This window comes from Olivibacter domesticus, from assembly GCF_900109575.1.
GTDB classification, from domain to species: Bacteria; Bacteroidota; Bacteroidia; order Sphingobacteriales; family Sphingobacteriaceae; genus Olivibacter; species Olivibacter domesticus.
In genome coordinates this window covers 137,117-164,049 of sequence record NZ_FOAF01000005.1, presented here as the reverse complement: position 1 = coordinate 164,049, position 26,933 = coordinate 137,117, and the positions used below count along the sequence as shown (strand labels likewise).

Here is a 26,933-nt window from a genome sequence, read left to right as displayed (position 1 = left end):
AGAAACTCACAGATTCATGGGATATAAAAGTTTGGCGGAATGTGTAAAAGATTTGGAACACAATGGCCATTTAATTCGTATTAAGAAAGAAGTTGACCCCTACCTCGAAATGGCCGCTATACACTTAAGGGTGTATGAACACCAGGGGCCTGCCATTTTGTTTGAGAATGTAAAAGGAAGTAAATTTCCGGCCATTTCTAACCTTTTTGGCACCATCGAGAGGTCGCGCTTCATGTTTAGAGATACACTAAACAAAATGAAGTTGATGGTTGATTTAAAAATGGACCCGATGCGTGCACTAAAGCATCCGTTCAAATATGCAGGTGTTTCTATGAATGCTTTGTCGGCCTTACCCATGAAAACTAGATATGCCGCTCCAATACTTTACGGGAAAACAAAAATAAGCAACCTGCCTCAAATTGTCAATTGGCCTTTAGATGGCGGGCCGTTTATTACGATGCCGCAGGTATATACAGAGGATATTGATAAACCGGGGATAATGAACGCAAATTTGGGTATGTATCGAATTCAATTAGCAGGTAATGAATATAAATTGAATGAAGAGGTTGGACTACATTATCAACTTCATAGGGGCATCGGAGTGCATCAATCAAAAGCTAATAGACAAGGTAAGCCCTTGAAGGTAAGTGTTTTTGTTGGTGGCCCACCTTCGCATCCGCTATCAGCGGTTATGCCCTTACCGGAAGGGCTCTCAGAAACAATCTTTGCAGGAGCCTTAGGTAATAGAAGGTTTAGATATTTTTATGATGAAGAGGGTTTCTGTATTTCTGCAGATGCAGATTTCGTAATTACCGGCACCGTTTATCCTAATGAAAATAAACCTGAAGGCCCTTTTGGTGATCATATAGGTTATTATAGTTTAACACATCCTTTCCCACTGATGAAGGTGCATAAGGTTTACCATCGCCGAGATGCCATTTGGTCTTTTACCGTAGTAGGACGACCGCCTCAGGAAGATACCAGTTTTGGGCAATTAATCCATGAGATTAGTGGCCCAGCGATCCCGCAGGAAATTAACGGCTTACATGCCGTTCATGCAGTAGATGCTGCGGGCGTGCATCCACTTTTGTTTGCTATTGGTTCAGAGCGATACACACCCTATCTAAAATTAAAACGCCCACAGGAAATTTTAACAATAGCTAATCAAATACTGGGTAAGAATCAGTTAAGCTTGGCTAAATATCTCTTCATCGCAGCGCAGGAAGATGATCCTGATTTAGATATTCATGACGAAGTAAACTTCTTAAAACATATCTTCGAAAGGTTTGATCCAACTAGAGATTTACATTTTCATACAAAGACGACAATCGACACCTTGGATTATACAGGTGAAGATCTTAATGCAGGCTCTAAAGTGGTATTTGCTGCCGCCGGTGAAAAGAAAAGGGAGCTTTGGAGCAGTTTGCCGGGAAATATGGTTTTGCCTCGTCCTTTTGATCACTTTAAATTAGTAATGCCTGGTGTGCTGGCTGTAGATGCTCCTGCATTCATTGATTATCAAGAGACCGATAAATTAGTGAAACAAGGAGCTAAAGAAATGGCCGATATGCATTTTGGGGGAATTGCACTCATCGTTTTGTGTGATGACGCAGGGTTTACTGCAGCGAACGTAAACAACTTTCTGTGGGTTACATTTACTAGAAGTAACCCTTCGCATGATATTTATGGTGTAGGAAGTTTCGTGGAATTTAAGCACTGGGGTTGCAATGGGCCTGTTATTATTGATGCAAGAAGCAAACCGCATCATGCACCTTCTCTTGATAAAGATCCAACTGTTGAAAAAAGGGTAGATGCATTAGGTGTAAAAGGAGAAGTACTTTATGGTATCATTTAATAAAAGAGTTAAATATATTCTGTAATTTTTGGTAAATTAATTTGGACTGATTATATATAGTTGCTATATTCGCATTCGTAGATTGGAAATAAGAGTTTATAGAATATGCTTTGTGGTTTTGCGAGTTTAGAAGAAGTTTTTAGAACTGAATTTGGAGCTGTTTTGCAGTGCAGTAATAAAAATTGCTATTGGTTAGAATTTGCTGGAGATTGTACGCCTTTCAAGGTTACAGACTTTTTACATCTACGAAGGAAAATTGAAGAAATAAACCTTAGCGAGCTTTTATTCGACCCGTCTCCACGAGCCGATTTTACCATTATAATGCCATTTCGATCACAACGTTGTTTTGTATTAAGCGTTTCAGATGTACTCAATCTTAAGGAGTTAATGCAGGGTGCAAAATTTATGATGGAGCTTCCAGGCATTATAAAGGATTGTTTAAAAGCTGCTCCAACATCTCCCCTTATAATTGGATAATTGTATTGTTTCCCTACTTTTCTAAATATCTAATTTAGACTGAATCCGTATTGCTTTTATTTTAAGCAAGTTAAGATCTTATTCTGTTATCTTTGTACATGGTTTAAAAATCGAATGGAATTGATTTTTGCTATTTGATGTGAACCTGACATGATGAAGAAATCATTGACCATTTAAGGATATGATTATTTTCACATCAAAGGCTCCAACGGACAAAAAAATAAAAAATAAACAAATGAAAGACTTACTAAGATTAAAAACTTCGTTAAACGAAGAAATAGAAAAAATATTAAATGATCAGGTGAAGGTTGAGGCACATTCCTCTGCTATTTATCTAGCAATGTCTTCTTGGTGTGATGATCAAGGCTTTGACTTTAGCGCAGGCTATTTTGCAAAACAAGCAGAAGAAGAGCGCGGGCACATGCTTAAACTTTTTAATTATATCAATGACCGTGGTGGCAAAGCTATATCTCCTGAAATAATCAATGTACCAAATGATTTTGAATCTTTCCGCAGTGTATTTGAGACGGCTTTAGAGCAAGAGATGCATGTGACAGCTCAATTTAATAATATAGCTGAAAAGTGCTTTAAAGTGAAAGATTTTGTTACTTTTCAGTTCATCCAGTGGTTCTTAGCGGAACAAATTGAGGAAGAATATGTAGCAAGGAGAATTTTGGAGATGTTTGATGTAATTGGTGAAGAAGGTACTGGCCGTTGGGAAATCGACAAGCATATTCCAAAAGTTACTTATAACGCAGAATAGTCGTACCGTATTTGCTTAGAAGGCGAGATAGATCTGGATTTACAGATAAAAAAGGGTTATCAATTTTTAAAATTGATAACCCTTTTTTTGTTGCTTAAACATAATTAATTGCTATATTTCACTAAAAATAGACTTTAAATCAACTTAATCAATAATTTAAATAAGATTTGGGGTTGTTGGTCGTTACTTATTTAAAGCCAAAAATAGGGTTGTATTGAATATGCACAGAATCTTGTTAAGTATAGTAGTGATTTTGTTCTTTTTTGTTGCAGCAAAAGGACAGATACAAACAAGAGAAGTGCGTGGAGTTGTACAGGATTCAACGGGCAGGCCGCTTATCGGTGTTACTGTAAGATTGTATGCTAAGCAAGACACAATGATGGTTAGCACGAATGAACATGGGCGGTTTGTATTCAGTACAGTAGCGGCAAATGATTTTAAATTAAGCTTTAGTCTAATTGGTTTTCAGCTATTCGAAAGACATTATACCTCGAATGTGCTTTTGCCTATAACCGAGTTGGTGACAGTAAATTTGAAAGAACAACCACAAGAACTCCAGGAGATTGCCATTTACGGCGTGGTACCTGTCGTAATAAAACAGGACACTATTCAATACAATGCAAAGGCTTATCAAGTCAGGGCGAATGCTTTATTAGAAGAAATGATTAGGCTCATGCCGGGTATACAGGTAGATCGAAGCGGTAATATTGATGCGCAAGGACAACGTGTTACGAGGGTGAGGGTAAACGGGAAGGACTTCTTTGATGGTGATGTCTTGACAGCTACTCGCAATCTTCCAGCCGAAATTGTTGAAAATGTACAAATAATAGATGATTATGGAGATCAAGCCAACATCACTGGAATTAGAAACACGGAACCTGAAAAAGTACTGAATGTAACCATAAAAGAAGATCGAAATCACGGTGCTTTTGGGCAACTTACGGCTGGAGGTGGTATGGACATGAATGATAATAAGGTAAACAATCGATACATTGGGAGCTTTTCTGCTAACAAGTTTAACGGAAGTAAACAGATCTCCGTGCTTGGATCTGCGAATAATACAAATACCAGCCTCTTTAGCTTTGGTGATGTGAGCGGGGCGGGTGGTAGAGGTGGAACAGATCTCAATAGCATGGTAGATGCTGAAGATGGTATTAATACAGCGAACTCTATAGGCATTAATTATAGAGACGATATTGCAAAAGGTGTAACCGTTTACGGTGGATATACGTACACGCAGCGATTAAACCAAACCCAGGGAACAACAAAACTGCAAAGTATTTATGAAAATAGCACCATAAACTCGCTCGATGAGGTGACATCTAAAGCCGATAATATTAAACATAGGTTAACTTGGACAATTGAGGCGAATATTGACACGGCCAATTATTTAAAGGTTACGCCTACTGCTTCCTATCTCTCTAGTGACCTTCTATCTGAAAGCCATAGCACGATTAGCAGCAGAAGTGCATTCACTGATAGAATCTATAATACAAACGGTCGTACCTCCGATCCAAATTTTGACATAGATTTATTTTACAATCATCGTTTCCCTAAACGTGGAAGGAATTTTAATGTGACATCGAGAATAGAATATTTTAAGCGAAATCGTAACGATGATGTAATGGATTTAACTGCGAGTTTGGATTCCAATGCCAATTCTCCGAACAAAAATTACGATGTATTTAAGCAAAAGGTAAACAACTTTAGCTATAATCGAACATTTTTATTTGGAATGTCTTATACAGAACCTGTAACTAAACGGAGTTACCTTGAGTTTAATTATCAATACGAAACAAATTCTATCGCAAATGCAAGAAACACTTTTGATGTAGATACACTTTCTCTCAACGAGACGCTTATCGATTCTTTGAGTATTGATTATGACTATTTATTTCAAACACATCAATTTGGTATAAATTATCAGGGGGATATTAATAAACTGAAATATACACTTGGTTTTGCATTACAGCCTACAAAGTTGGATGGTAAAACACCCTCAAGAGATGTGGTTACGCATATAAATAATTTAAATTTTGTACCAAGTGCTAAAATGCAATATAATATAAATAAGACGAGCAGCCTTTCTTTAAATTATCGAGGTCAAAACAATCAACCGGCATTTACGCAAATACAACCTGTAAGAGATGTGTCTAATCCACAATACGTTGTAGTGGGTAATGCAAATTTAAAGCCGGAATTTATGAATATGCTGAGCCTGCAATACAGACATTTTAGTATTCAAAGCGGAAGCTCATTATTTACCAATTTTTCTTTTACGCATGTACAGGATAAGGTTGTAACAAACAGAATAAGTACACCAAACAGCACAATACAGGCAACAGAGTTTTTAAACGCCAATGGGTTCTACGATTTAAGAGGTTTTTACCATTATAGTACGCCAGTGGCAGGACGAATTCTTACACTTAATCTTAACGGATCTGCAGACTACACTAATAATTTGACCTATATTAATAGTGTAAGAAATGTAGGGAGAAACATGGTTTTTACGCAAAATGTACAGATGAATTTTCAAATCGAAGATCTTTTAGAAGCAGATTTGAGAAGTAGTTATACGGTTAATAAAATAAAATACAACATCCCTTCGTTTATCGACGCGAGCGCAAATACCTTCAGCTTGGGTTTTGGAGGGAAGGGCTATCTGCCCAAAAAATGGATATTAAGTGTAGATTTTTCCCAACGGATTAATGCTGGTTATAGCAATTATATAAATGCGAATCCAACTATATTGAATGTTTATGTCGAAAAATCTTTTCTACAAAATGACATGATGGCAATCAGGTTGCAGGGCTTTGATTTGTTCAATAAAAATACCGGTGTACGAAGAGAGATCGTTGGAAACGATATTTTCGATATGAGAAATAATCGATTGGCAAGATACTTTTTAATTTCACTCAATATTAGATTACAAAAATTCTCATCGAAAATTTAAAAGGACTTTCGAACATTTTAAATTCATTTATTAGAATTGCTTTAACGTTTTAGCAATTCATTTCTTTTCTATATATTAGCATTTTATATACATTGTGAACCTTCTTAAAAAAACTACAATCTGATGAAGACGCTACTTTCTTTATGTTCTTTCTTTCTTTTTACCACGCTTTGTGGACAGGAAATTAAAAACGTATCCAGTCCGGTCGACTATGTAAATACCTTGGTAGGCACCTTGTCTAAACCAAGTCTCTCAACGGGAAATACTTATCCAGCGATCGCATTACCTTGGGGCATGAATTTTTGGTCGCCACAAACGGGTAAGATGGGCGATGGTTGGATGTACCGTTATGATGCCGATAAAATACGTGGCTTTAAACAGACACATCAACCCTCGCCGTGGATGAATGACTACGGACAATTTTCCATTATGCCCATTACGGGAGCCGTTAAATTTAAAGAAGATGATAGGGCCAGCTGGTTTTCTCACAAGGCGGAAATTGCAACACCGTATTATTACAGCGTTTACCTGGCCGATCATGATGTAAAGACAGAGATCACACCTACTGAGCGAGCCGCGCGATTCCGCGTGTCTTTCCCAAAAACAGACAGCGCCTATATCGTAATCGACGCTTTTGATAAAGGTTCTTATGTAAAAATTCTTCCTAACGAAAATAAAATTATTGGATATTCTACAAAAAATAGTGGAGGTGTACCTGAAAATTTTAAAAACTATTTCGTTTTAGAATTTGATAAACCCTTTAGCAGTGTGGCGGGCTTTAGCGGAGATCAATTGAAAGATAATGCGTTGGAATTAACTGATGATCATGTTGGTGCTGTTGTGGGTTTTAAGCTCACAAAAGCTGGAGAGCAGGTTAATATTAGGGTTTCTTCTTCCTTTATCAGTCACGAACAAGCGTTGCTTAATTTGAATGAGATTGGCAACAAAGACTTTGATGCTTTGAAGAATGAGGGGAAAGCAGTTTGGAATAAAGCATTGAGTAAAGTGGAAGTAGGTGGTGGATCTATTGATCAGGTTCGGACATTTTACTCCAATTTATATCGAACATTACTTTTCCCAAGAATGTTTTTTGAATACGATGCAAACGGAAAAGTGGTTCACTATAGTCCTTATAACGGAAAAGTGCTACCGGGCTATATGTTTACTGATACAGGATTTTGGGATACATTTAGATGTTTGTTTCCTTTTCTTAACCTTGTTTATCCAGAGGTAAATGTTCAGATGCAGGAGGGGCTTGCAAATGCCTATAAAGAAAGCGGATGGTTGCCTGAATGGGCAAGTCCGGGCTTGCGCAGTGTAATGGTGGGAAATAACTCAGCATCTGTCGTTGCAGATGCATATATGAAGGGGCTTAGAGGATACGATATCGAGACACTGTACGAAGCATTATTGCATGGAGCCAATAATGCCGGGCCATTAACCGCTGTTGGTAGGGCAGGAGCAGAGTTTTATAAGAAACTGGGTTATGTGCCATACGATGTCGACATAAATGAAAATGCGGCAAGAACACTAGAATATGCTTACGATGATTTTGCTATTTATCAATTAGCTAAAAAACTAAATAAGCCTAAAAAAGAAATTGAATTATACCGTAAGCGGAGCATGAATTACAAGCATCTTTTTGATAAAGAGACGGGGTTAATGCGAGGCAAAAACAAGGATGGAAACTTCCAAAAACCTTTTAATCCGTTTAAATGGGGAGATGCCTTTACGGAAGGAAATAGCTGGCATTATACTTGGTCTGTCTTTCATGATGTACAAGGACTCATGGACCTAATGGGAGGTAAAGAATCATTTGTAACTAAATTGGATTCAGTATTTACACTTGCGCCAGTTTTTGATGATAGTTACTATGGACAAGTAATCCATGAGATACGTGAAATGCAGATTGCCAATATGGGGCAATATGCGCATGGGAATCAACCTATTCAGCACATGATTTATTTATATAATTATGCTAATGAACCTTGGAAAACTCAATATTGGGTACGCGAGACCATGAATAGAATGTATCTTCCTACACCTGATGGTTATTGTGGGGACGAGGACAACGGGCAGACGTCTGCTTGGTACGTGTTTTCTGCCCTTGGCTTTTACCCAGTAACTCCTGCCATCAATGAGTATGTCTTAGGGGCTCCACTATTTAAATACGCCAAAATTAAACTGGAAAATGGGAAGGAGATCGTTTTAAATGCTTCGAATAACAGCGCGGATAATCGTTATGTTAATCAGGTGAAGTTGAACGGCCAATCTTACAGCAGAAGTTATTTTAAACACAGCGAATTAATTAACGGTGTAGTGGTTGACTTTGATATGAACAACCAGCCTAACAAAACTCGTGGAGTAACGGAGAATGACTTACCTTATTCTTTATCTAGAGAGAAATAAAAATAAATAACAGAAGCTCTACCTTTACTTTGTTATAAATAAAGGTAAAGCTTCTGCTACTACAAATGTACTACCGCCAATAAAGATTAGGTCATGATGAGCTGCATTCATTTGTGCGTCTTTTATGGCTTGTATTACATTGTCATAAGCACTACCAGTTAAGCCGAAATTGCGTGCAGCAACCTGTAATTCATCAGCAGGTAAAGCTCTTTCAAAGGGTGGGCTACAGTAATAATATGTGGCATTTTTAGGCAGTAATGTAAGCATATGATCAAGATCCTTATCCCGCATCACACCGATTACCATATGTAGGTTGTTAAATGCTGTTAATTGAATGTTGTTAAGGACTTCCTGCCAGCCATCTTCATTGTGCCCGGTATCACAAATGGTAAGTGGATTGGAAGATAATGTTTGCCAGCGCCCCATTAAACCTGTAAGTTGCTGAACGGAAGCTAAACTTTTGATAAGTGTCTGTTGGTCGACGTTAAAACCTAATTGATTCAGTTGATGTATTGCGGTGAGTACGCCTAAAACATTTTTTTGCTGATAGCTTCCTTTGAGATCCAATGATAGAACAAGTTGATCATTCAAGTTCGTATTGGATAAGACCTCTATTTGCTGATTTGCTGGATGAAGTTCGACTGAGCGTATAGACCATTGATCGCTAGCAAAGGTTATAGGTGCATGTAGTCGGTGTGCGTATTCTGTAAAAACAGTATCTATTTTAGATTGGCGTTCGCTTATAATGATAGGTGTGTTTGCTTTAATAATACCGGCTTTCTCATGAGCGATTTCAGTGAGCGTATTACCTAGCATATTCATATGATCGAAGCCAATATTTGTAATGACCGACAGTACAGGCTGGATGATATTCGTGGAATCAAGACGACCTCCCAGTCCAGTCTCAATAATCGCGACATCTACTTTTGAGACAGAGAAATAATAAAAGGCAATTGCTACGGTGACTTCAAAAAACGAGGGTCTTATTTCTTCTATCAATGATTTATGCCGCTTTACAAAATCTACCACAACTTGCTGGGGAATCATTTCACCATTTACTTTTATCCGTTCGCGGAAATCGAGCAGGTGAGGTGAGGTATATAAGCCTGTTTTATAGCCGGCGGATTGTAATACGGCTGCTAGCATATGCGACGTACTTCCTTTTCCATTTGTCCCAGCAATGTGAATAGCCTTAAAGTCTTGTTGAGGGTTCTCTAAGGCTTCGCAAAATTTTCGGATATTCGTTAGATCTTTTTTGAAAGCAGAAGAGCCGTCGCGCGTAAACATTGGCAAACGGCTATATAAATAATCAATTACCTCGATGTAATTCATGAAGTTTAATGCTCAGCTGTTTACTTCACTTTAAAGTTAAATACGACGATACCCGATTGAAGATCTGGCCCACCGTCGGTAGCATTTAAGCGGGCATTTCTTACCGCAGCTTCACATTTTTCCCATAGTGTAGCATCTGATAAGGTTGTGCCTTTTGCTCCGGCTCTAGCCCGGGTTACAACACCATTTTTATCCACGGTAATTTCTACTGCTACACGGCCTGAAAGTTGGCCCTTGTCTTCTATCTGCGGTCGCACAGCAAAGGTTCTATTAGGTAAGCCTACCAAGCCATTACCTGAACCACCTTCGCCATAATTGGCAGCCATATTATTACCTAATTCGCTTCCTTGATTTCCTGGTTTTGTTCCGGTGCCATCACCAATACCTGCACCCTTATTTTTTTTTCCCGTATAAAGGGCATTCGGATTAACGGTTGGTTTACTTTCTTTTTTTTCAGGTGTAACCGTTGGAGTATTTGAGCTAGGCTTTACTTTTTCTTTCGTCACCACTTCCGGCGCATCCTCAACATCTTGCGTAACGACTGTTTTGTCACTTGTTTGCTGTGAAACAACCGGTGTAGGTTCTTCATTTGGAATAACCTTATCTGGACGGGTTTTATTGGCATTTGGGTCCATTGATGGCTCATCTAAGCTCATATAATCGTCGCCCATCCCTTCATCTGTTGTGCCATAGTTTACGATTAGTCCTCCCATTCCAAATTCTGTTACGGGCTGGCTCAACATCCAGAAAAAACTCATCAGTAGGAGTGCTGCAAATACTCCCCCTGAAATGGCAAACGCCTTCGGGTAGTTGTTTTCTTGCTTATGCTGATGATTCATTTATCTCTCTCTCCGATTATTAATTTCTAATTCTTCTCCTTTGGTTCCGTAGCCAATACCAGTTTAATCTTTAACTTATTGGCAACGTCCATCACTTCAATTACATCTTCTATGGCAACAGTTCTATCTACGTATAAAAGAACTGTTAACTCCTGCCCTTCTTGTACATAAGTCTGTAAAGTGGGCATTAACTGGTCTAGAGGTACTTGCTGTTTTTCTACAAAGTACTGCAAATCTTTGTTAATTGACAAGCTTATTGTACGTTTCGCTACTGATTGTTCTCCTGACTGGGATCTTGGAAGTAATAATTTCACTACTTGAGGATTTGCAACAGCAGAAGCCAATAAGAAAAACAACAGCAAGAAGAACATGATGTCATTCAGGGCAGAAGTGTGAACCTCTGCTGCTGGTCTATTATGTTTTTTTCTTAAATTCATTTGAAAATCATTTATACGATGCTATTGATAACTAGCTGCCAGGCTCTTCTAAAAGATCAATAAACTCTATTGCATCTGTCTCCATACGTAATATGAGTCGATCTACCATCATATTAAGAATATGATACCCGACGTAGGCTATAATACCAATAATCAAACCTGATGCTGAAGTAACCATCTTTGTGTATAAACCTCCCGAAACAGTGCCTATTTCTATCACTCCCTTTAAAGACACCTCATGGAAAATTGTAATAACCCCAATGATTGTACCAACAAACCCTAACATCGGTGCTATACCTGCAATAATGCCTAACACATTAATGTTTTTTTCCAGCTTAGAAACTTCTAACTTACCTACGTTCTCTATAGCACCCTCTATATCTTTGATGGGTCTTCCAATACGGGTAAGTCCTTTTTGAAGCATTCTGCCTAAAGGACCGTTACTGTTACGGCATAGTGCCAAAGCGGCCTCTAGTCTTCCCGACATGATGTTCTGTTTTACCTGAATCATGAGATTAGAGTCGTATCGGGAAGCTTTTTTAATTGTTAAATACCTTTCTATAAATATAACTAAGCCTAAAAAAGCTAAGAGAGCAATTGGTAGCATTACCCATCCCCCTTTAATGAGTAAGTCCAGTAAACTTAATTCGTCGATTGGTGCTGTAGATGGTCCAGCTTGCGTAAGCATCGTATCCAATGCTGCTGGGGTGTCTGTTACTTGTAATAAAAACATGTTTTTATAAAATAATAATTTTGATGTATTCTGTTTGCTTTAAATTTTTGTTGTCAATGCTTAATAATGTACCTTCTTTATGGAAATATGTAGGCCTCTGGATTTATGTCATTTCTTACTTTCTCCAACTGTTTTTTAGCCTCTTCTTTGGTCGCATATAATCCATAGCAGATTTTCTTTCTATTATAGGGCATATTGCTTTCTAATACAAAGGCGTCAATACCGATAGTTCTAAAATATTCTGCTTGCTTAATAGCGAGGTCCATCGTTTTAAATGAACCTAGTACGATGCTATACGGCAATGTCTTAGAAGCTTTTTGTATCAGTGGTTTCTTTTTAGCCGGGACGGTATCAATCACCTTTTTTATAGTATCATTTTGAATGGCGACTGTATCAGTAGCGATCAATGGTTTAGTTTCTTTACCATCATGCTGCGCTATCGGAAGCGATTGAACACTTGTCTTCGACTGGTTTTTAGTATACCACCAAAATGATGAAACAGCTATTAACAAAAGAGCTGCAATACTCCATCCCCATATTTTGCCGTTGTTCGATTTCTCTTCGAACGTGTTTTGTGCTTCCTGTGTTTCTTCCGCTTGTATAGCGACGCCTTTTTCAGCTGTTAGTTCATCAGCGTTAATAACCACTTCTGACTCACTTGTTGTGCTAGGCGTTGAAATAAGTTCTTTTACCGGCTGTAGTCCCCAAAAGCTATCAGGAGCAAAGGGAACAAGCACATATGCACCTTCTTGTTCTTTAAGGTAACCAATTTCATCAATTTTGATTTCACCTTTATTACCGATCTCTGTTACAAGGCTTACCGTTGCTTTTTCAAGCGCTTCGTTTGCATCTTCAAGGTTTAGCCCAGCTGTTTTACTAATATAGTTTACTAAATAATGATCAACAGGTTCATGCTGAATGAACGAATAACGGTTTGATGGTGGAAGAAATGTTCCTTTGATCTCGTCAAAGCGGGCAGGAACACGCTCGCTTTTAAAGATGCCGATGCCAGGAACTCCCACCTCTTGATGGACAAGTAATAGTTTATGAAGATACTGGCCAATGTTAAGCATTCTTATTTTCTTTAGTTCCGGCTGGCAAAATTAAAAATGTTAAACATTAAAAAGAAACATTTACGCCACCTATTACATTAAATCCTAAGCGCGGATAGTAGAGGAATCGTTCATAGTTGTTGCTAAGAAGATTATTTCCCCTTACATACACCCCAATTTGTTTTGTTGCTCTATATTCGATACCTGCACTTATATCAACAAATGCGGGCATCGAAACGGTAACTGGCGCATTTGGATCACCTGTTGTAATTCCTACGAACTTGTTGTAAGACTTCGCTTTCATGGCGTCGTTGAAAAATAATTCGCCGTCAATATAAACTTTCTTACTAATATTAATTCTGGTATTAGCGGCTACCCGTAGTTTTGGAATAAACCATGCTTCGGCCTCATTCTTCATATCATATTCGTTGAATAGAAGATTTCCTCCCAAGCTAAATGCTTCCGATATTCTCAAATTAATATCTCCTTCAAAACCAAAAACGGTATTCTTTTCGTCTCTATCATAGATTATATCGTAGCGGGTAGGGTTGTTGGGATTAATGGCATAAAGAGGCACATCACTAAGCTGTTTGTAGAATACACCAATTTTATAACCGAGCGTTGCACCGGCATTTCCTTTGATACCCCCAAAAACATTCAATTTTTCAAGCATGTTACGAACAACAAGTGTATTGTTGGTGGTATCAATAAAAGGTGTTTCGCTTAAAAATGGATTTTCGTTTGCTAATGATCTATAAGAAGTTTTTACTGCGTCTCCTTTAACACCGGCATATAAACTGGCATATTCTGGGACTAAGGCAAAATCTACATCAACGGCAGGGAAAATATTATTTCTGGTTTCATCTCCACCAAACTCACTAACCAATGCAGCACCTAGCGTAATTTTGTAATTTTTGCCTTGGAAACGTATATAAGGATTAACACGAGCAATATGGTTTCCCAAACTTAAATCCTGGCTTTTCACATTGGTGAAATCTCCTGATATGTTTGCTCCCACATTAAAGGCATTAACTTTTTTGTTAATGTTTCCGCTCAGTGCAAAAGAATTTTCTTTAGCTGAAAAAGCATTTCCAAAGAGATAGCCATCAGCTTTTAACGAGTAGCTTAATAGTTCCTCATTATCCTCGTGATTGCTATTTAATTCACCTTTAATGTAGATGTCATTGTAGTGCTGCTTTATCGGATCTGGATTTAGATCTGGAAGGGTAGGGACAAATCCATAATAGCGGGTAGCATATCTGTTAAAACCAACCTCACCATTAAGCGTAATTTTTTCGAGTATACTCCTTCCAAATAGGCCTATCTTTTGTTCTCCAAAATTTTGTCCTTCGAAATCGGATCCTTTTTGACTCAAGTGTTTTATAAATCCACCAACTTGAAGAGCTTCATCTTCCCCATTGCTGATGTATACTTCACCTAATAGGGTGTTAAAATTACCAACACCAATCTTTGCATAGTTGTTGGTTAATATATCTGGTCGGCTTGGTGGAACTTGTTGTATTTCTAAACGATGTGTACCTGTATTAATATCGAGTTTTTTATCGAAAATATTATAATTAGGTTTCGAAAAGTATTTGCGATTATTCGTTAAATCCGGGCTTTGTCTGATCTTGACAGCATCGGCCAGAATGGGTTTATAATCCCGTATTACTTCAATCTCACCTAACTTTCCCTGGGTTTCCTCCGTGGGTATTTGTTCTTCTTCTTGCGAAAAAGCTGTCAAGGAGTAAAATCCAAGACCAATCAGTAATGTATATTTAAACATTGAAGGCTTCAATATCATGGTTTTGTTCTTTGTTATTTTAATCGGTACTAACACCCTATTCAATATTTAACGCAGTAATTAATTGTGTTGATCATTATCAATAGTAGCAGTTGAATCTAAGGCTACAGCATCATTTTGTAAACTATCTGTTTCTAAACTATCAACCTTAGTTGAATCTGTGCTGATAGAATCTGTCTTTATACTGTCGGTTTCTAAGCTGTCAACGTTAGTTGAATCGCTTTTTTTCTTCTTGTCGTCTACTTTTTTAGTATCACTTTTTTTACCAGTTATTTTTTCTAAACGTTCTTTGGCTGCCGGAAGTATATCATCGTCTCCTTCATAGTTTTCGATAATACTCTGCAAGGTATTTTTCGCTTGGAATTCGTCTTTTAATTTTGTGTAGCAGTCGGCTAACAAAATAAAGCTCTTCGCAACCCAATAATCATAAGAGGGCATATTTTTAATTAAATCAAAGGCTGTTTCCTGTGCTACTTTATATTCCCCAGCTTCATACTGCAATTTACCAACGCTGTATTTAGCTTCCGCTCCAACGATCGTTTGACTATTTTTAACCGCCTCGTCGAATTCTTTTCTTGCAGTTTTTAGATCTCCTTTCAGCATATGTGCCTTTCCTGCATATAAATTTGCTTTGGCTCGGTCTTCCGCAGAAGATTTTTCATATTCTTTTACATAGCGGGAATACATGAGCGTATTGTCGAAATCATGGATATTGAAATAGGCTACCATTAAATTATTGATAGCAAAGCTATAATGTGATTTGTATTCTGCTGTTAATTCAAGTTTTTTAAGTGGCGCAATGGCATCATTATATTTCTTCTGGTCAAGATACAAATTAGAAACACTTAATAATGTACGCTCAGTGTATGCACTGGTCCAATCATTTAAGATAATATTGAAATCATGCAGTGCTTCTTGAGGATGTCCGGTCTTATACAAACTTTCCGCTCGGATAAAGCGGGCAAATTTTTCTTGTATCGGTTTCGGGAATTTATCGAAATAAGCATTTACGGCATCTATTGCCGCTTGATAATCACCACGTGAGAAGTAATTATTTGCTACCTGGAAAGTAATGTTATCTTGTTCTGCTGTAGATAAGTCGCCAATTGCAGTGGTACCTGCATAGTCTAAAAAGCCCTGTGCATCACCCTTATCTATGTAAACATTTTGAATAGATTTTAAGGCTTGTTTAGCTTCTTGAGTAGTAGGATATTGCTCTACAACTCTTTGGAAGGTTTTTACAGCAGCATCATTATTATCACTATTATACTGTACTAGCCCGATCGTAACCAATGCTCTTGGTACGTAACTACTACGCGGATATTTCTCGATCATATCTTGAAGGCCCTGAATGGCGATTTCATTTTCTCCTTTTAAAAAGAAGGTATAAGGAATCTCAAAGCTGGCATCGTCTGCGTAATTGGAATTTGGATATCTCGCTAATAAATCTGTCATCACGCCAATCTTTCCATCAGTATCGCCTTGAAGTCCCCTGATGATTCCACTTTGGAATAGTGCATAATCTTGTGTCTTTGCTTTTGAGCTCATCAAGTGATTATACTGATCCATTGCTCTACCGTAATCTTTCAGCATAAAATAAGAATCTCCTAATCGGGCAATAGCATCATTTCTGGTATTCAGTTCAATAGGGTCACCACTATTAAGAAATTTGGCAAAATAATTGGCAGAAACTCGGAAATTATCATTTCGGAAGGCGGCATATGCTAGCGCATAATTCGCATAATTGTACACATCTGTGTTTTTTGCAGCAGGCGACTGTAGGAATCGGCTAAAGTTAGTAGTAGCTTCACCATATTTTCTCACTTCATACATAGCCTCTGCCTTCCAGTAGGTAGCTAAGGCAAGTAATTCAGGTTCGATAGGGTTGCTCTCAGAGCGCATAAAAATTGAGATGGCATTTTCAAAAGCTCTTTCATTGTAATATTCGAGTCCTCTATAGTAGGTAACTTTTTGATATGCTGCATCCGCATCTCTATTGCGTTTTGGTATAGATTCCAAAATATCAACTGCTGCTCTATAATTCTTGGTACTCAGTAATACTTCTGCAAGTAAGGTCTTCGCTTCGTCAAGATTTTTCGAACGTGGATACGTTTTCAAATATTCCTGGGTAGCTTCTAAAGCCACCTGATGAAATTCCAATTCGTAGGAAAGTTTTGCATAATTGAGTAGGCCCTGTTCTTTCATCGAAGGGTCGAAATCTAATTTAGAAGCTCTAAAAAATGCATTTCTAGCACTTTCCTTATTCCCCAGTTTTACGAAAGAATCTCCCAAAATAATCATCCCGCTTTGAAAATAGGCATCGGGTTCTGTCAATTTTTCGAGTTCTTTTACTGCTTTTTCATAATTGCCATTCTTATAGGCAATATAGCCTATTTGATAGTCATCCTGATTATTCTGTGTCTTTCCTTGGTCCTGTGCCTGGAATTTATCATAATACTCTTTGGACTTTACCAGATCGTTCTTTGCAAAATAAGTGGCTCCAACGATTCTAAATATTTCCGTTTCGTTTTCCTGTTTTGTTTTGTTCAGTATTGGAAGTATATATGCCAAAACATCATCGTAGCGTTTATCTAAGAAGTAAAGTGCCGAAATGTAATATGGGTAACTGTTTTCATAAGTTTTGGAACCTTTTAGTCTTTCAAATTCACGTAATGCTGTTTTGTATTCCCCATCGAGATAGGCTAAATAGGCATAATAATAAACGGAGGCTTCTTGGTATTGTCCATTTTCATCTTTCAAACGCTCAAATAGGGGCTTGGCAGCTTTATAATCTTCCGTCATAAATTGCGAATAAGCAAGTTTAAATCGGTATTCAGTATTTTCTGCCCCACTTAAATTTCCTCCATCTAATTTTTTGAACCACTCAATCGCCTTCTCATAATTTTTTTGAGCAAAATAAGATCTGCCCACCTGAAAATAAGCTGCTTTCGTATTAGAGCTAGTAGGGTGGTCTTTGATGAATTTAAGAAAAAGACCTTCAGCATCATGGTTGCCGAGCTCTAATGCGCATACTGCTTGGTAGAATCGTGCATTCTCTTTTAAAAGAGAAACTTGATCACTTTCATCTTCTTGTATAGTGGTAGTTGTTCTGATCTCTTCTACTTTGCCTAGTTGATTATATGCTGAGGCATATTTACCTTTTTCATATAATTCCATTCCTGTTTTATAGGCTTGGTTCAACGATTGCCAAGCGCTTTGTTGCGCAATGGCTGTGCTTGATAAAAGGCTAAGTAATAAACTGATACGGGTGAATTTTTTAAACATATTGTTCAAATCCTTTTTATGCTAAATTAATGGGATGATGTAAAGTTTTGTGTACTATTAGCTAACAATTGTTAATAACCTGTTTATATAACGGCAATTATTGTTAAATAATGTGTTTAATATATTTTATTGGTTCAATAAATCCTTCATACGCACGTACTAAATACGTTTTCCAGCCAACAAATAAAGAACCGCCATGCGAACTGCAACCCCATTTTGCACTTGATCTAATATAATGGAATGTTTGCTATCTGCAACATCACTGGTAATTTCTACACCTCGGTTTATAGGGCCTGGATGCATGATCGTAATTTCTTTATCGAGGGAGTCCAAGATCTTTTTATTCAAGCCATACAGCATTGAATACTCTCGCAATGAAGGAAAATAACTGATATCTTGGCGTTCAAGTTGTATACGCAACATATTAGCCACATCGCACCAATTGAGGGCCTTTAATAAATCATGTTCGACTTTAACACCTAACGAGGTAATGTATTTAGGAATTAAAGTAGTTGGTCCACATACCATTACTTCGGCACCAAGTTTTTGTAAGCATAATATATTGGAAAGTGCCACTCTGGAATGTAATATATCGCCAATAATGGCAATCTTTTTCCCTTCCACCTGCCCATACTTTTCTCTGATGGAAAAAGCGTCTAGTAAAGCCTGTGTTGGATGTTCATGAGCACCGTCACCTGCATTGATGATTTGGGCATTCACATGTTTACTTAAAAATACACCAGCTCCAGGATATGGATGTCGCATAACAATCATGTCCACTTTCATCGCCAAGATATTATTGACAGTATCAATAAGTGTTTCACCTTTACTAACAGAGGAGGAGGAAGCTGCAAAATTAACCACATCTGCAGATAGGCGCTTCTCAGCAAGTTCAAAAGAAAGCCGTGTACGTGTTGAATTTTCAAAAAATACATTGGCAATGGTGATATCTCTCAAGGAGGGTACTTTTTTTATTGGCCTATTGATAACGTCCTTAAAAGTATGTGCGGTATCCAGTAAGAGATGGATGTCGTCAGTGGAGAGATCCTTAATGCCTAAAAGATGTTTGGTGCTTAGCTGCTGTGCTGTGTCTGCCATTATTTATGCAATCAAAATGTTTTAATTGTTATCTTCAGTTAACAAAATTATTTGATCTTGTTGGTCGGTTTCTTGCCAATTAACAGTAACCCTTTGAGAGTTGATGGAATCAACTTGTATGCCGATATAATCAGGCTCTATCGGTAAATGGCGGGAGAAACGACGATCTACCAATACTAATAACTCTACTTTCTCCGGCCGACCAAATGCTTGAATAGCATCAAGGGCGGAGCGTATGGTTCTTCCTGTCCACAGCACATCATCAATTAAAATAACTTTTTTGTTTTCAATTACAAACTCGATAGATGTGCTATTAGGAACTAGTGGGCCGCTTTCTTTGCGACGGAAGTCATCTCTATAAAATGTAATGTCCAATTCGCCAAACAAGATGTTATCAATACCTATTATATTTTGAAGTTCTTCCTTAATACGTTTGGCTAGGTAGATGCCCCTTGGTTGAATACCAATGATTACCGAATTTTCGAAATCATGATGGTTTTCAATCAACTGCCGACATAAGCGTTGTATGGTTATTTGAAATTTTTGGCCACTTAATAAGATTGACTGCTGCATTGGGGTTTATTTGCTTGAACCGTTAAAATCTTGTCTTCTATTATATAAATGCTTCAAGGTTAAGGAACATTTTTATTCCATCTGCAAACTTAGATAAATTTGCTCTGATATGCAATTTATCAGAATATTGCAGGGCATGTATTCAAACAAAATATTTATTTGATGGTTCTCATAATACATTAAATAGACAGCGTTATGAGAACATTATTTTATATAATAGCAGTTATTCTTTTAGTCGGTTGGGCGCTAGGAACCTTTGTATATGCGGTTGGCAATTTAATTTATATTTTGCTGGTGCTGGGTATTGTTGCGCTTGTGTTGGGCATGGCCAAGAGAAATTCAAGAAATGTATAATTAGTCATTTTTTGCAGGGGGCGTGTCCCGTTCGCGGGTCGACAATTCGGGCTTATATTTTAAATTAGGGTCTAACCAATACATTTGTATAATCCTAGAGTATCGGTAATTGAGCGGGGCGAGAAGTAAGATGCTTGGTATAATGATACCAACATATAGCCAAGGATTGTCTGAACCTCCCGATAAAACAGACGTTGCAACGCCTAGTGTAATTATTTCTGCTACATTAAAAACATAGGTAACGTACATGGCGGTGTAAAAGTATCCTGGATTGCGTTCAAATGTGAGGCCACAGTGATCACATTGTTCATACATGACATTGGAAAAAGGACCTTTAAACATATTCCCTTTTCTACATCGAGCACATTTACCTTTTAGCATAGCGGGTAGTGTAGGGATGGATTTATGAGGATGTGTGTTTTGTTTCATGTATTTAATATAGGATGATAGGAGGAATTTCTGTTGAATGAAAAACATCTTGATGAGCATTAGTAACAGCTACATACCATTATCTATCATTGTTAAAAGTATCGCCCTGGCTAAGGTCACCAGTTGAATAACCCTTTTTAAACCAATATACCCGCTGTTCGGAGGTTCCATGAGTGAAAGCGTCTGGTACGATATGCCCTTGTGCCTGCATTTGTAGTTTATCGTCACCGATAGCGTTAGCAGCTTTTAACCCCGCTTCAATATCCCCTTCCTCTAAAAGTTTTTCCACTTCGTTAGCATGATGAGCCCAAACTCCAGCAAGAAAATCTGCTTGCAATTCAAGCTTTACAGAGAGCTTATTGTATTCTTTCTCACTCAGCTGGCCACGCATTTGTTGTACCTTGGCCATCGTACCATTTAGATGTTGAATATGATGGCCAACTTCATGTGCTACAACGTATGCCATAGCAAATTCTCCTGGGGCTCCAAATCTGTTTTTCAGTTCGTCATTAAAACTAAGATCTATAAAAAGCTTCTGATCTGCGGGGCAATAAAAGGGGCCCATAGCGGTCATGCCTGCCCCGCATTCAGTTGATGTCTGATCTCTATATACTACTAAAGAGGGTTTTTGATAGACCTCACCGTTTTGTTTGTATAGTTGACTCCAAATGTCTTCAGTACTTGCGAGCACTACTCTCACAAAAGAAGTTAATTCCTTTTCCTCTTCGCTAATTTCAATGGGTTGTTCTTGTTGCTGAGGCGCTTGATTTTGCAGTTGTTGAAGAACCTCTTGAGGGTCCCCGCCTAGAAAGCTTACAATTAAAGCAATTACTATTGCTCCAATACCACCGCCTACTGCCAGCCCTTTTCCGGACATGCCCCTGCGGTCCTCAAAGTTGTCACTTTCTCTTCTGCCTTTCCAGCGCATAATTTTAGTTTTTTTTAAAACAAACTTAAATAAATTGCTCTTCAAATGCAACAAAGAAATAGCAGCATGTAAAAGTACATGTAGCTTTCTTTTTTTAAGCAAATTTTGGGGAGATTCCGTTGCATAGCTGGTTTTATTTATTTCCTTTACCGGGCAAAAAGAATGTTTACTTTCATCTACTTTCTTCCGAAGAAAGTAGCAAAGACTCCCGCTGTAGACAGCTGCTACAATGGCAGTGCATCCACCTGCAAGTCGCAGCTGACTAAGGCGGATTTAAAGTAGAACGGAGAGCTATTGCCGAGCAGGCATAAACGTCCCGAAGGACGAAAATGGCATGGGTTTGTGTAGGCAGCAATCGGAAGCTGTCATGCCTAATAATGTGCTTTTCAGGCGAAGCAAGCGAGAAAAGAGCAAAAGACGAACGAAGCCCAGCCTTATCGGGAGGGTGCTTCTTTTGCGGCCGGCATGAAAGCCACGAATTGCAACGGAACAAGCCAGCCAGGCATTTTGCTCTACTTTGTTGCGGACAAAGTAGAAGAATATGCGCGATCAGCGCTTAAACCGAGCTTTGCGAGCTCATGAACACTTTTAAAGGGAACAACATGGTGAATAATTAAACGTTCCTTTAACTTTTACGACTGATATCTCTTTTCTCTTAAACTATGCAAAAGCGATCTGTGCATAATTTAGTGATGAGCTAAAATAAAAAAAGCCTCAAATGGTTGAGGCTCTTAATTGAATTTCAATTAAGCAGTCTGTTAGAATGAATAATCATCATCTTTTTTAGAATCAGCGGTTACTCCATTCTCACTAAATTCATAACGCTTTTCTACTACTTCTTGATGTGCCTTAATATACTCTACAGTATCATTAAGACCTTCTGCAAACTTTTCAAAATCTTCTTTATATAAGAAAATCTTATGCTTCACAAAAACACCATCTTCTAATCTTTTCTTACTTTCCGTAATGGTTACATAGTAATCATTAGATCTCGTGGCTTTTACATCAAAAAAATAGGTGCGCTTTCCTGCTCTTACCTTTTTTGAAAAAACTTCTTCCCGTTCTTTGTTGTCAAAATCTCCCATTGTCAAAACTTTAAGTTTAAGTTCCCTGATTCGGCATAAATATAAACCAATATTTTTTAATAATGCAAATGGATTTGAATAATAGTTAAAGAAAAATGATTCTGGTTGAGGTGTTTGTTGTGAAAAAGATGACTTTGAGGCTTATTTTCGATGATTTTGGAAAAAATAGAATAAACTATTTTTTTTTAAAAAAATAAGATGTTCAAACGATTATTTATCTAAGAGATGATCAAATCTTTCGCCAAGTTCCACACTGTTTTTCCAACTCTTTATCATGTCATCATCCTCTTGTTTGAAAAAATCTGTTTTAGAAATAGGAGTATCCGCTCCAAGACTTCTCAAAAGGCCATATAAATAATTTAAATCGAAATCAGATTTTTTTAATCTAATTAGATATTGATTTTCGGTAATTTCTATATTCAAGCTTTCCATGGCCATATGTGTTTTTATCAAAGTTTGAAATCACTTATGATTTACATGTTAAGGTAGCATGAAGTTTTAGTTAATATTATCGGGTTTGCCTAGAATGGCTATCAATGACGTGTTACTTTTTTTCATCATCTGTTTGTTTTTTTAAGGCATTCAAGCTTCTCGCCAATAGGCTCGAGGTTTTCGCAAAAAGTAACCAAAAGCTCCTGGCTTCAACCTGCGAAGCAAGCTTCATTGCCTATTAGAACTGACACGACAATGAAAATCTTCTTTCAAAGTATCTACAGTTACTTAGCTTTTACTACCCCGAAGATTTGGAGGTCAGTTTTTTGCTGGCGAATGGCTATTCCTTGAAGACCATACCAAGGGAATACAACTAATTGTCATCTACACTCCTTTGTTTTGTTGAAAATCTGGTATCTCAGAGTGATACCCGCTATTGAATTAGATTCAAAAGTAAAGAAAGAAGAGGCACTCTTGTGAAGTGCCTCTTTGTATTTTAAGTATTTTTAGCTTGATTTTTGCGTATAATGTTTAGTGCTCCACCAGCTTTAAACCATTCGATCTGCTGTGCATTATAAGTATGATTTACCTGAAAGCTGTTTTCAGATCCATCAGCATGATGCAATACAACCGTCAACTGCTTTTCTGGAGCAAATGAAGTGAGGCCGGTGATGTCAATGACGTCATCTTCTTGTACGAGGTCGTAATCCGCAGGATTTTGGAAGGTAAGGGCCAACATACCTTGTTTTTTAAGGTTCGTTTCGTGAATTCGTGCGAAAGACTTAACTAGGATAACACGGACACCTAAATGACGGGGCTCCATAGCTGCATGTTCTCTTGATGAACCTTCGCCGTAGTTTTCATCGCCAATCACTACTGTATCGATGCCAGCTGCCTTGTATGCTCTTTGGGTAGCAGGAACCGGACCATATTCACCTGTTAATTGATTTTTAACGGTATCCGCCGAGTCGTTTGCAAAGTTGATAGCACCAATTAGCATATTATTTGAAATATTATCCAAATGTCCACGATACTTCAACCAAGGTCCTGCCATCGAGATATGATCGGTGGTACATTTACCTTTTGCTTTAATTAATAGTTTCAAACCGAGAAGATCAGTTCCCTCCCATGGTTTAAAGGGTTCTAGTAATTGTAAACGATCGGAGCTTGGACTTACTAGCACCTGTACCTTACTGCCATCTTCTGCGGGCGCTTGATAACCAGCATCCTCCACAGCAAAATCTTTAATAGGTAGTTCTAAACCTTGTGGTTCATCTAGCCTCACCTGTTCGCCTTTTTCGTTAGTAAGCGTGTCTATTAATGGGTTAAACAAGAGTGATCCGGAAATGGCTAATGCGGTCACAATTTCAGGCGAAGCTACAAATGAATGTGTATTTGGGTTGCCGTCGGCCCGTTTTGCGAAGTTACGGTTGAAAGAAGTAATGATCGAATTTTTTTCCTTTTTCTCCGCACCATGACGAGCCCATTGGCCTATACAAGGACCACAAGCATTGGCTAACACTACGCCCCCTATCTTGCCAAAAATATCTAAGAAACCATCACGCTCTACGGTATAGCGTACTTGTTCAGATCCTGGGGTTACCGTATATTCGGATTTTGCAATTAAATGTTTTTCCACAGCCTGTTCCGCCAAAGAAGCTGCACGACTGATATCTTCATAAGAAGAGTTGGTGCAAGATCCAATTAATCCCACTTCTAATTTTTCAGGCCAACCGTTTTCTTTCACGGCAGTAGCAAATTTAGATATTGGCCATGCTAAATCTGGCGTAAAAGGGCCATTGATATGTGGTTCAAGTTCTGAAAGATTGATTTCGATAACTTGATCGAAATATTGTTCCGGATTAGCATAAACAGCTTCATCACCGGTTAAATGTTCTTTAATGGTGTTGGCTAAATCTGCAATGTCGGCACGCTCGGTTCCACGTAAATAAGCTTCAGATTTTTCATCATAGCCAAAGATTGATGTGGTGGCGCCAATTTCTGCTCCCATGTTGCAGATCGTTCCCTTTCCAGTTGCAGATAGCGAACGGGCACCTTCACCAAAATATTCTACAATGGCACCTGTACCCCCCTTAACGGTTAAGATACCTGCAACTTTTAAGATAACATCTTTTGCTGCCGTCCATCCACTTAATTTACCAGTTAATTTAACACCAATAAGTTTAGGGAATTTCAGCTCCCAAGGTAGGCCTGCCATTACATCGCAGGCATCCGCTCCGCCGACTCCAATCGCTATCATACCTAAACCACCGGCATTCGGGGTGTGTGAATCTGTACCGATCATCATACCTCCAGGGAATGCATAATTCTCCAAAACCACTTGGTGAATAATACCTGCACCTGGTTTCCAAAAACCAATACCATATTTATTTGATACCGAAGCAAGAAAATCATAAACTTCCTTGTTTTGGTCGTTAGCAATCGCTAAATCAGCTTCGGCTCCTACCTTTGCTTGTATCAGGTGGTCACAATGTACCGTTGAGGGTACAGCGACTTGAGGACGGCCTGCCTGCATAAATTGAAGAAGAGCCATCTGGGCAGTTGCATCTTGCATGGCCACGCGATCAGGTGCAAAATCGACATATGATTTTCCTCTACCATAAGCTTCTCCAGCTTCTCCGTCCCATAAATGGGCATATAAGATTTTTTCTGTTAACGTAAGAGGTTTACCGACAACCTTGCGAGCCGCACTAATCCGACTTTCATAACGACTGTAAACCGCTTTAATCATTTCTATGTCAAATGCCATTTTTATATATTTTAAATATGGATGATATATGCTTTATAGGGCTGTTCTGGAGCAACAAACCTAGCTTTTCTTATTTTGCTGCACTCATTTATCAGCTATTAAAGCGTGACGAATTTACGAAAAAAAGAAAGGATTTGCATATCTTTGTTGGGTAAGCTGTTATTTGGAAATATTCTAAACTGTTTCTTTTATAGACCGTTAGCTGAATGATCGACGTTTTTCATCAAATGATTTTAAATTATACTTAACGATCTGAACTAGATGCCAATGGTTTGCGACAGGCTATGAAAATGGGACGCTGCGATGAAGTGGATAGTTTTTACTCTATAAAAAAAATACGTACCTTAGCGACCCCAAATTTTCTTTATGGAAACAACATTTGATTTTGAAAAGCCAATTGCTGATTTAGTATTGCAAATGGAGAAGGTGAACCAAGTGGCGGAGAAGACAAAGGTAGATATGTCTGCCACTCTTGCCGAATTGCAGGGGAAGCTGGACGAAGCGAGGAAAGAAATTTATAGTAATCTAAATGGTTGGCAGAAAGTGCAGATGGCCCGTCATCCTGATCGTCCGCAGACCTTAGATTATATTAGCATGATCTGTGAAGACTTTGTAGAGCTTCATGGCGATCGGAATGTTGGAGATGATAAAGCCATTGTTGGTGGTTTGGCCACTATAAGTGGGTATTCTGTGATGGTTATCGGTCATCAGAAAGGGAAAAATACCAAGGAAAGGCAGTTTCGTAATTTTGGAATGGCTAATCCAGAAGGTTATAGAAAGGCATTGCGCTTGATGAGAATTGCCGAAAAATTCGGTAAACCTGTAGTGACCTTTGTAGATACAATGGGCGCCTTTCCAGGAATTGAGGCGGAAGAAAGAGGGCAGGCGGAAGCAATTGCCCGTAATCTGTTGGAAATGTCTGTTCTTAAAGTTCCGATCATTTGCATTATCATAGGAGAAGGTGCATCTGGTGGTGCCATTGGTATTGGAATCGGTGACAAAGTATATATGTTAGAGCATTCTTGGTACTCCGTAATCTCTCCTGAATCTTGTTCCTCTATCTTGTGGCGTAGCTGGGATTATAAGGAGAAGGCTGCAGAATGTTTGAAGCTGACGGCAGAAAATATGTATAGCAATGGTTTAATTGATGGAATTATACCTGAACCTCTTGGAGGAGCTCACCGTGATCCATCAAAGATAGCTGAAACTATCAAAGAACAAATCTTGAAAGATATTACAGATCTCAATAAAAAGCAAGTAGATAAGTTAGTGAACGATCGAATTGAAAAATTCTGTGCAATGGGAGTAGTGATAGAGTAGGTTTT

Annotated in this window: 21 protein-coding genes; 7 read left to right on the top strand and 14 right to left on the bottom strand. The window is 38.2% G+C overall.

The genetic code is table 11. From position 1 onward, the window contains the following. Positions 1 to 16 precede the first annotated feature (16 nt). The 5 genes from BMY50_RS18565 (at position 17) to BMY50_RS18545 (ending at position 8,457) form a co-directional block, all read left to right on the top strand. The gene (locus tag BMY50_RS18565) at positions 17 to 1,855 is read left to right on the top strand and encodes a UbiD family decarboxylase (RefSeq protein ID WP_093327337.1); all 1,839 of its coding nucleotides are present in this window, start codon (positions 17 to 19) and stop codon (positions 1,853 to 1,855) included. Between the two features lie 105 nt (positions 1,856 to 1,960). Beyond that, positions 1,961 to 2,332, top strand: a complete 372-nt coding sequence (locus tag BMY50_RS18560) for a hypothetical protein (RefSeq protein ID WP_093327334.1) — start codon at positions 1,961 to 1,963, stop codon at positions 2,330 to 2,332. Between the two features lie 235 nt (positions 2,333 to 2,567). Further along, positions 2,568 to 3,095, top strand: coding sequence for a ferritin (locus BMY50_RS18555; protein ID WP_093327581.1), 528 nt, complete (start codon positions 2,568 to 2,570; stop codon positions 3,093 to 3,095). Between the two features lie 220 nt (positions 3,096 to 3,315). Then, a complete protein-coding gene (locus tag BMY50_RS18550; RefSeq protein ID WP_093327331.1) occupies positions 3,316 to 6,048 on the top strand; it encodes a TonB-dependent receptor in 2,733 nt (910 codons plus the stop codon). A 123-nt stretch (positions 6,049 to 6,171) separates the two neighbouring features. Next, positions 6,172 to 8,457 (top strand): GH92 family glycosyl hydrolase, encoded by a 2,286-nt coding sequence (locus BMY50_RS18545; protein ID WP_093327328.1) that lies wholly within the window; start codon positions 6,172 to 6,174, stop codon positions 8,455 to 8,457. A gap of 24 nt (positions 8,458 to 8,481) precedes the next feature. Here BMY50_RS18545 and BMY50_RS18540 read toward each other — a convergent pair whose 3' ends face one another. The 9 genes from BMY50_RS18540 to pyrR form a co-directional block, all read right to left on the bottom strand. Next, on the bottom strand, positions 8,482 to 9,789 hold the full coding sequence (locus BMY50_RS18540; RefSeq protein ID WP_093327325.1) for a bifunctional folylpolyglutamate synthase/dihydrofolate synthase: 1,308 nt from the start codon (positions 9,787 to 9,789) through the stop codon (positions 8,482 to 8,484). A gap of 20 nt (positions 9,790 to 9,809) precedes the next feature. Next, positions 9,810 to 10,628, bottom strand: a complete 819-nt coding sequence (locus tag BMY50_RS18535; protein ID WP_093327322.1) for an energy transducer TonB family protein — start codon at positions 10,626 to 10,628, stop codon at positions 9,810 to 9,812. Positions 10,629 to 10,654: 26 nt separating this feature from the next. Next, positions 10,655 to 11,065, bottom strand: coding sequence for an ExbD/TolR family protein (locus BMY50_RS18530; protein ID WP_093327319.1), 411 nt, complete (start codon positions 11,063 to 11,065; stop codon positions 10,655 to 10,657). 31 nt (positions 11,066 to 11,096) lie between these two features. Further along, positions 11,097 to 11,798, bottom strand: coding sequence for a MotA/TolQ/ExbB proton channel family protein (locus BMY50_RS18525; protein ID WP_093327317.1), 702 nt, complete (start codon positions 11,796 to 11,798; stop codon positions 11,097 to 11,099). A 77-nt stretch (positions 11,799 to 11,875) separates the two neighbouring features. After that, positions 11,876 to 12,871 (bottom strand): HU domain-containing protein, encoded by a 996-nt coding sequence (locus tag BMY50_RS18520; protein WP_093327315.1) that lies wholly within the window; start codon positions 12,869 to 12,871, stop codon positions 11,876 to 11,878. Positions 12,872 to 12,917: 46 nt separating this feature from the next. Further along, positions 12,918 to 14,636 carry a TonB-dependent receptor gene (locus BMY50_RS18515; RefSeq protein WP_238383817.1) on the bottom strand — a complete coding sequence of 573 codons (1,719 nt, stop codon included), beginning with the start codon at positions 14,634 to 14,636 and terminating at the stop codon, positions 12,918 to 12,920. 78 nt (positions 14,637 to 14,714) lie between these two features. Then, positions 14,715 to 17,939, bottom strand: a complete 3,225-nt coding sequence (locus BMY50_RS18510) for a tetratricopeptide repeat protein (RefSeq protein ID WP_238383816.1) — start codon at positions 17,937 to 17,939, stop codon at positions 14,715 to 14,717. Between the two features lie 159 nt (positions 17,940 to 18,098). After that, positions 18,099 to 19,037: an aspartate carbamoyltransferase catalytic subunit gene (locus tag BMY50_RS18505; RefSeq protein WP_093327310.1), complete on the bottom strand. Its 939-nt coding sequence runs from the start codon at positions 19,035 to 19,037 to the stop codon at positions 18,099 to 18,101. A gap of 21 nt (positions 19,038 to 19,058) precedes the next feature. Further along, positions 19,059 to 19,610 (bottom strand): bifunctional pyr operon transcriptional regulator/uracil phosphoribosyltransferase PyrR, encoded by a 552-nt coding sequence (pyrR, locus tag BMY50_RS18500; RefSeq protein ID WP_093327307.1) that lies wholly within the window; start codon positions 19,608 to 19,610, stop codon positions 19,059 to 19,061. 195 nt (positions 19,611 to 19,805) lie between these two features. Between pyrR and BMY50_RS27970 the strand changes: the two genes are divergently transcribed. After that, a complete protein-coding gene (locus BMY50_RS27970) occupies positions 19,806 to 19,964 on the top strand; it encodes a lmo0937 family membrane protein (RefSeq protein ID WP_139202291.1) in 159 nt (52 codons plus the stop codon). Here BMY50_RS27970 and BMY50_RS18495 read toward each other — a convergent pair whose 3' ends face one another. The 5 genes from BMY50_RS18495 to BMY50_RS18475 form a co-directional block, all read right to left on the bottom strand. Next, positions 19,965 to 20,393, bottom strand: a complete 429-nt coding sequence (locus BMY50_RS18495) for a DUF983 domain-containing protein (RefSeq protein ID WP_093327578.1) — start codon at positions 20,391 to 20,393, stop codon at positions 19,965 to 19,967. 79 nt (positions 20,394 to 20,472) lie between these two features. Continuing rightward, positions 20,473 to 21,321, bottom strand: coding sequence for a KPN_02809 family neutral zinc metallopeptidase (ypfJ, locus tag BMY50_RS18490; RefSeq protein WP_093327304.1), 849 nt, complete (start codon positions 21,319 to 21,321; stop codon positions 20,473 to 20,475). A gap of 758 nt (positions 21,322 to 22,079) precedes the next feature. Beyond that, positions 22,080 to 22,406, bottom strand: a complete 327-nt coding sequence (locus BMY50_RS18485; protein ID WP_093327301.1) for a DUF3276 family protein — start codon at positions 22,404 to 22,406, stop codon at positions 22,080 to 22,082. Between the two features lie 210 nt (positions 22,407 to 22,616). Next, positions 22,617 to 22,838, bottom strand: coding sequence for a hypothetical protein (locus BMY50_RS18480; RefSeq protein WP_139202290.1), 222 nt, complete (start codon positions 22,836 to 22,838; stop codon positions 22,617 to 22,619). A gap of 496 nt (positions 22,839 to 23,334) precedes the next feature. Further along, a complete protein-coding gene (locus BMY50_RS18475) occupies positions 23,335 to 25,608 on the bottom strand; it encodes an aconitate hydratase (RefSeq protein ID WP_093327297.1) in 2,274 nt (757 codons plus the stop codon). Positions 25,609 to 25,974: 366 nt separating this feature from the next. On the opposite strand from BMY50_RS18475, the gene BMY50_RS18470 reads away from it, so the two are divergent. Continuing rightward, complete coding sequence (locus tag BMY50_RS18470; RefSeq protein ID WP_093327294.1) at positions 25,975 to 26,928, top strand: acetyl-CoA carboxylase carboxyltransferase subunit alpha; 954 nt, start codon at positions 25,975 to 25,977, stop codon at positions 26,926 to 26,928. Positions 26,929 to 26,933 lie beyond the last annotated feature (5 nt).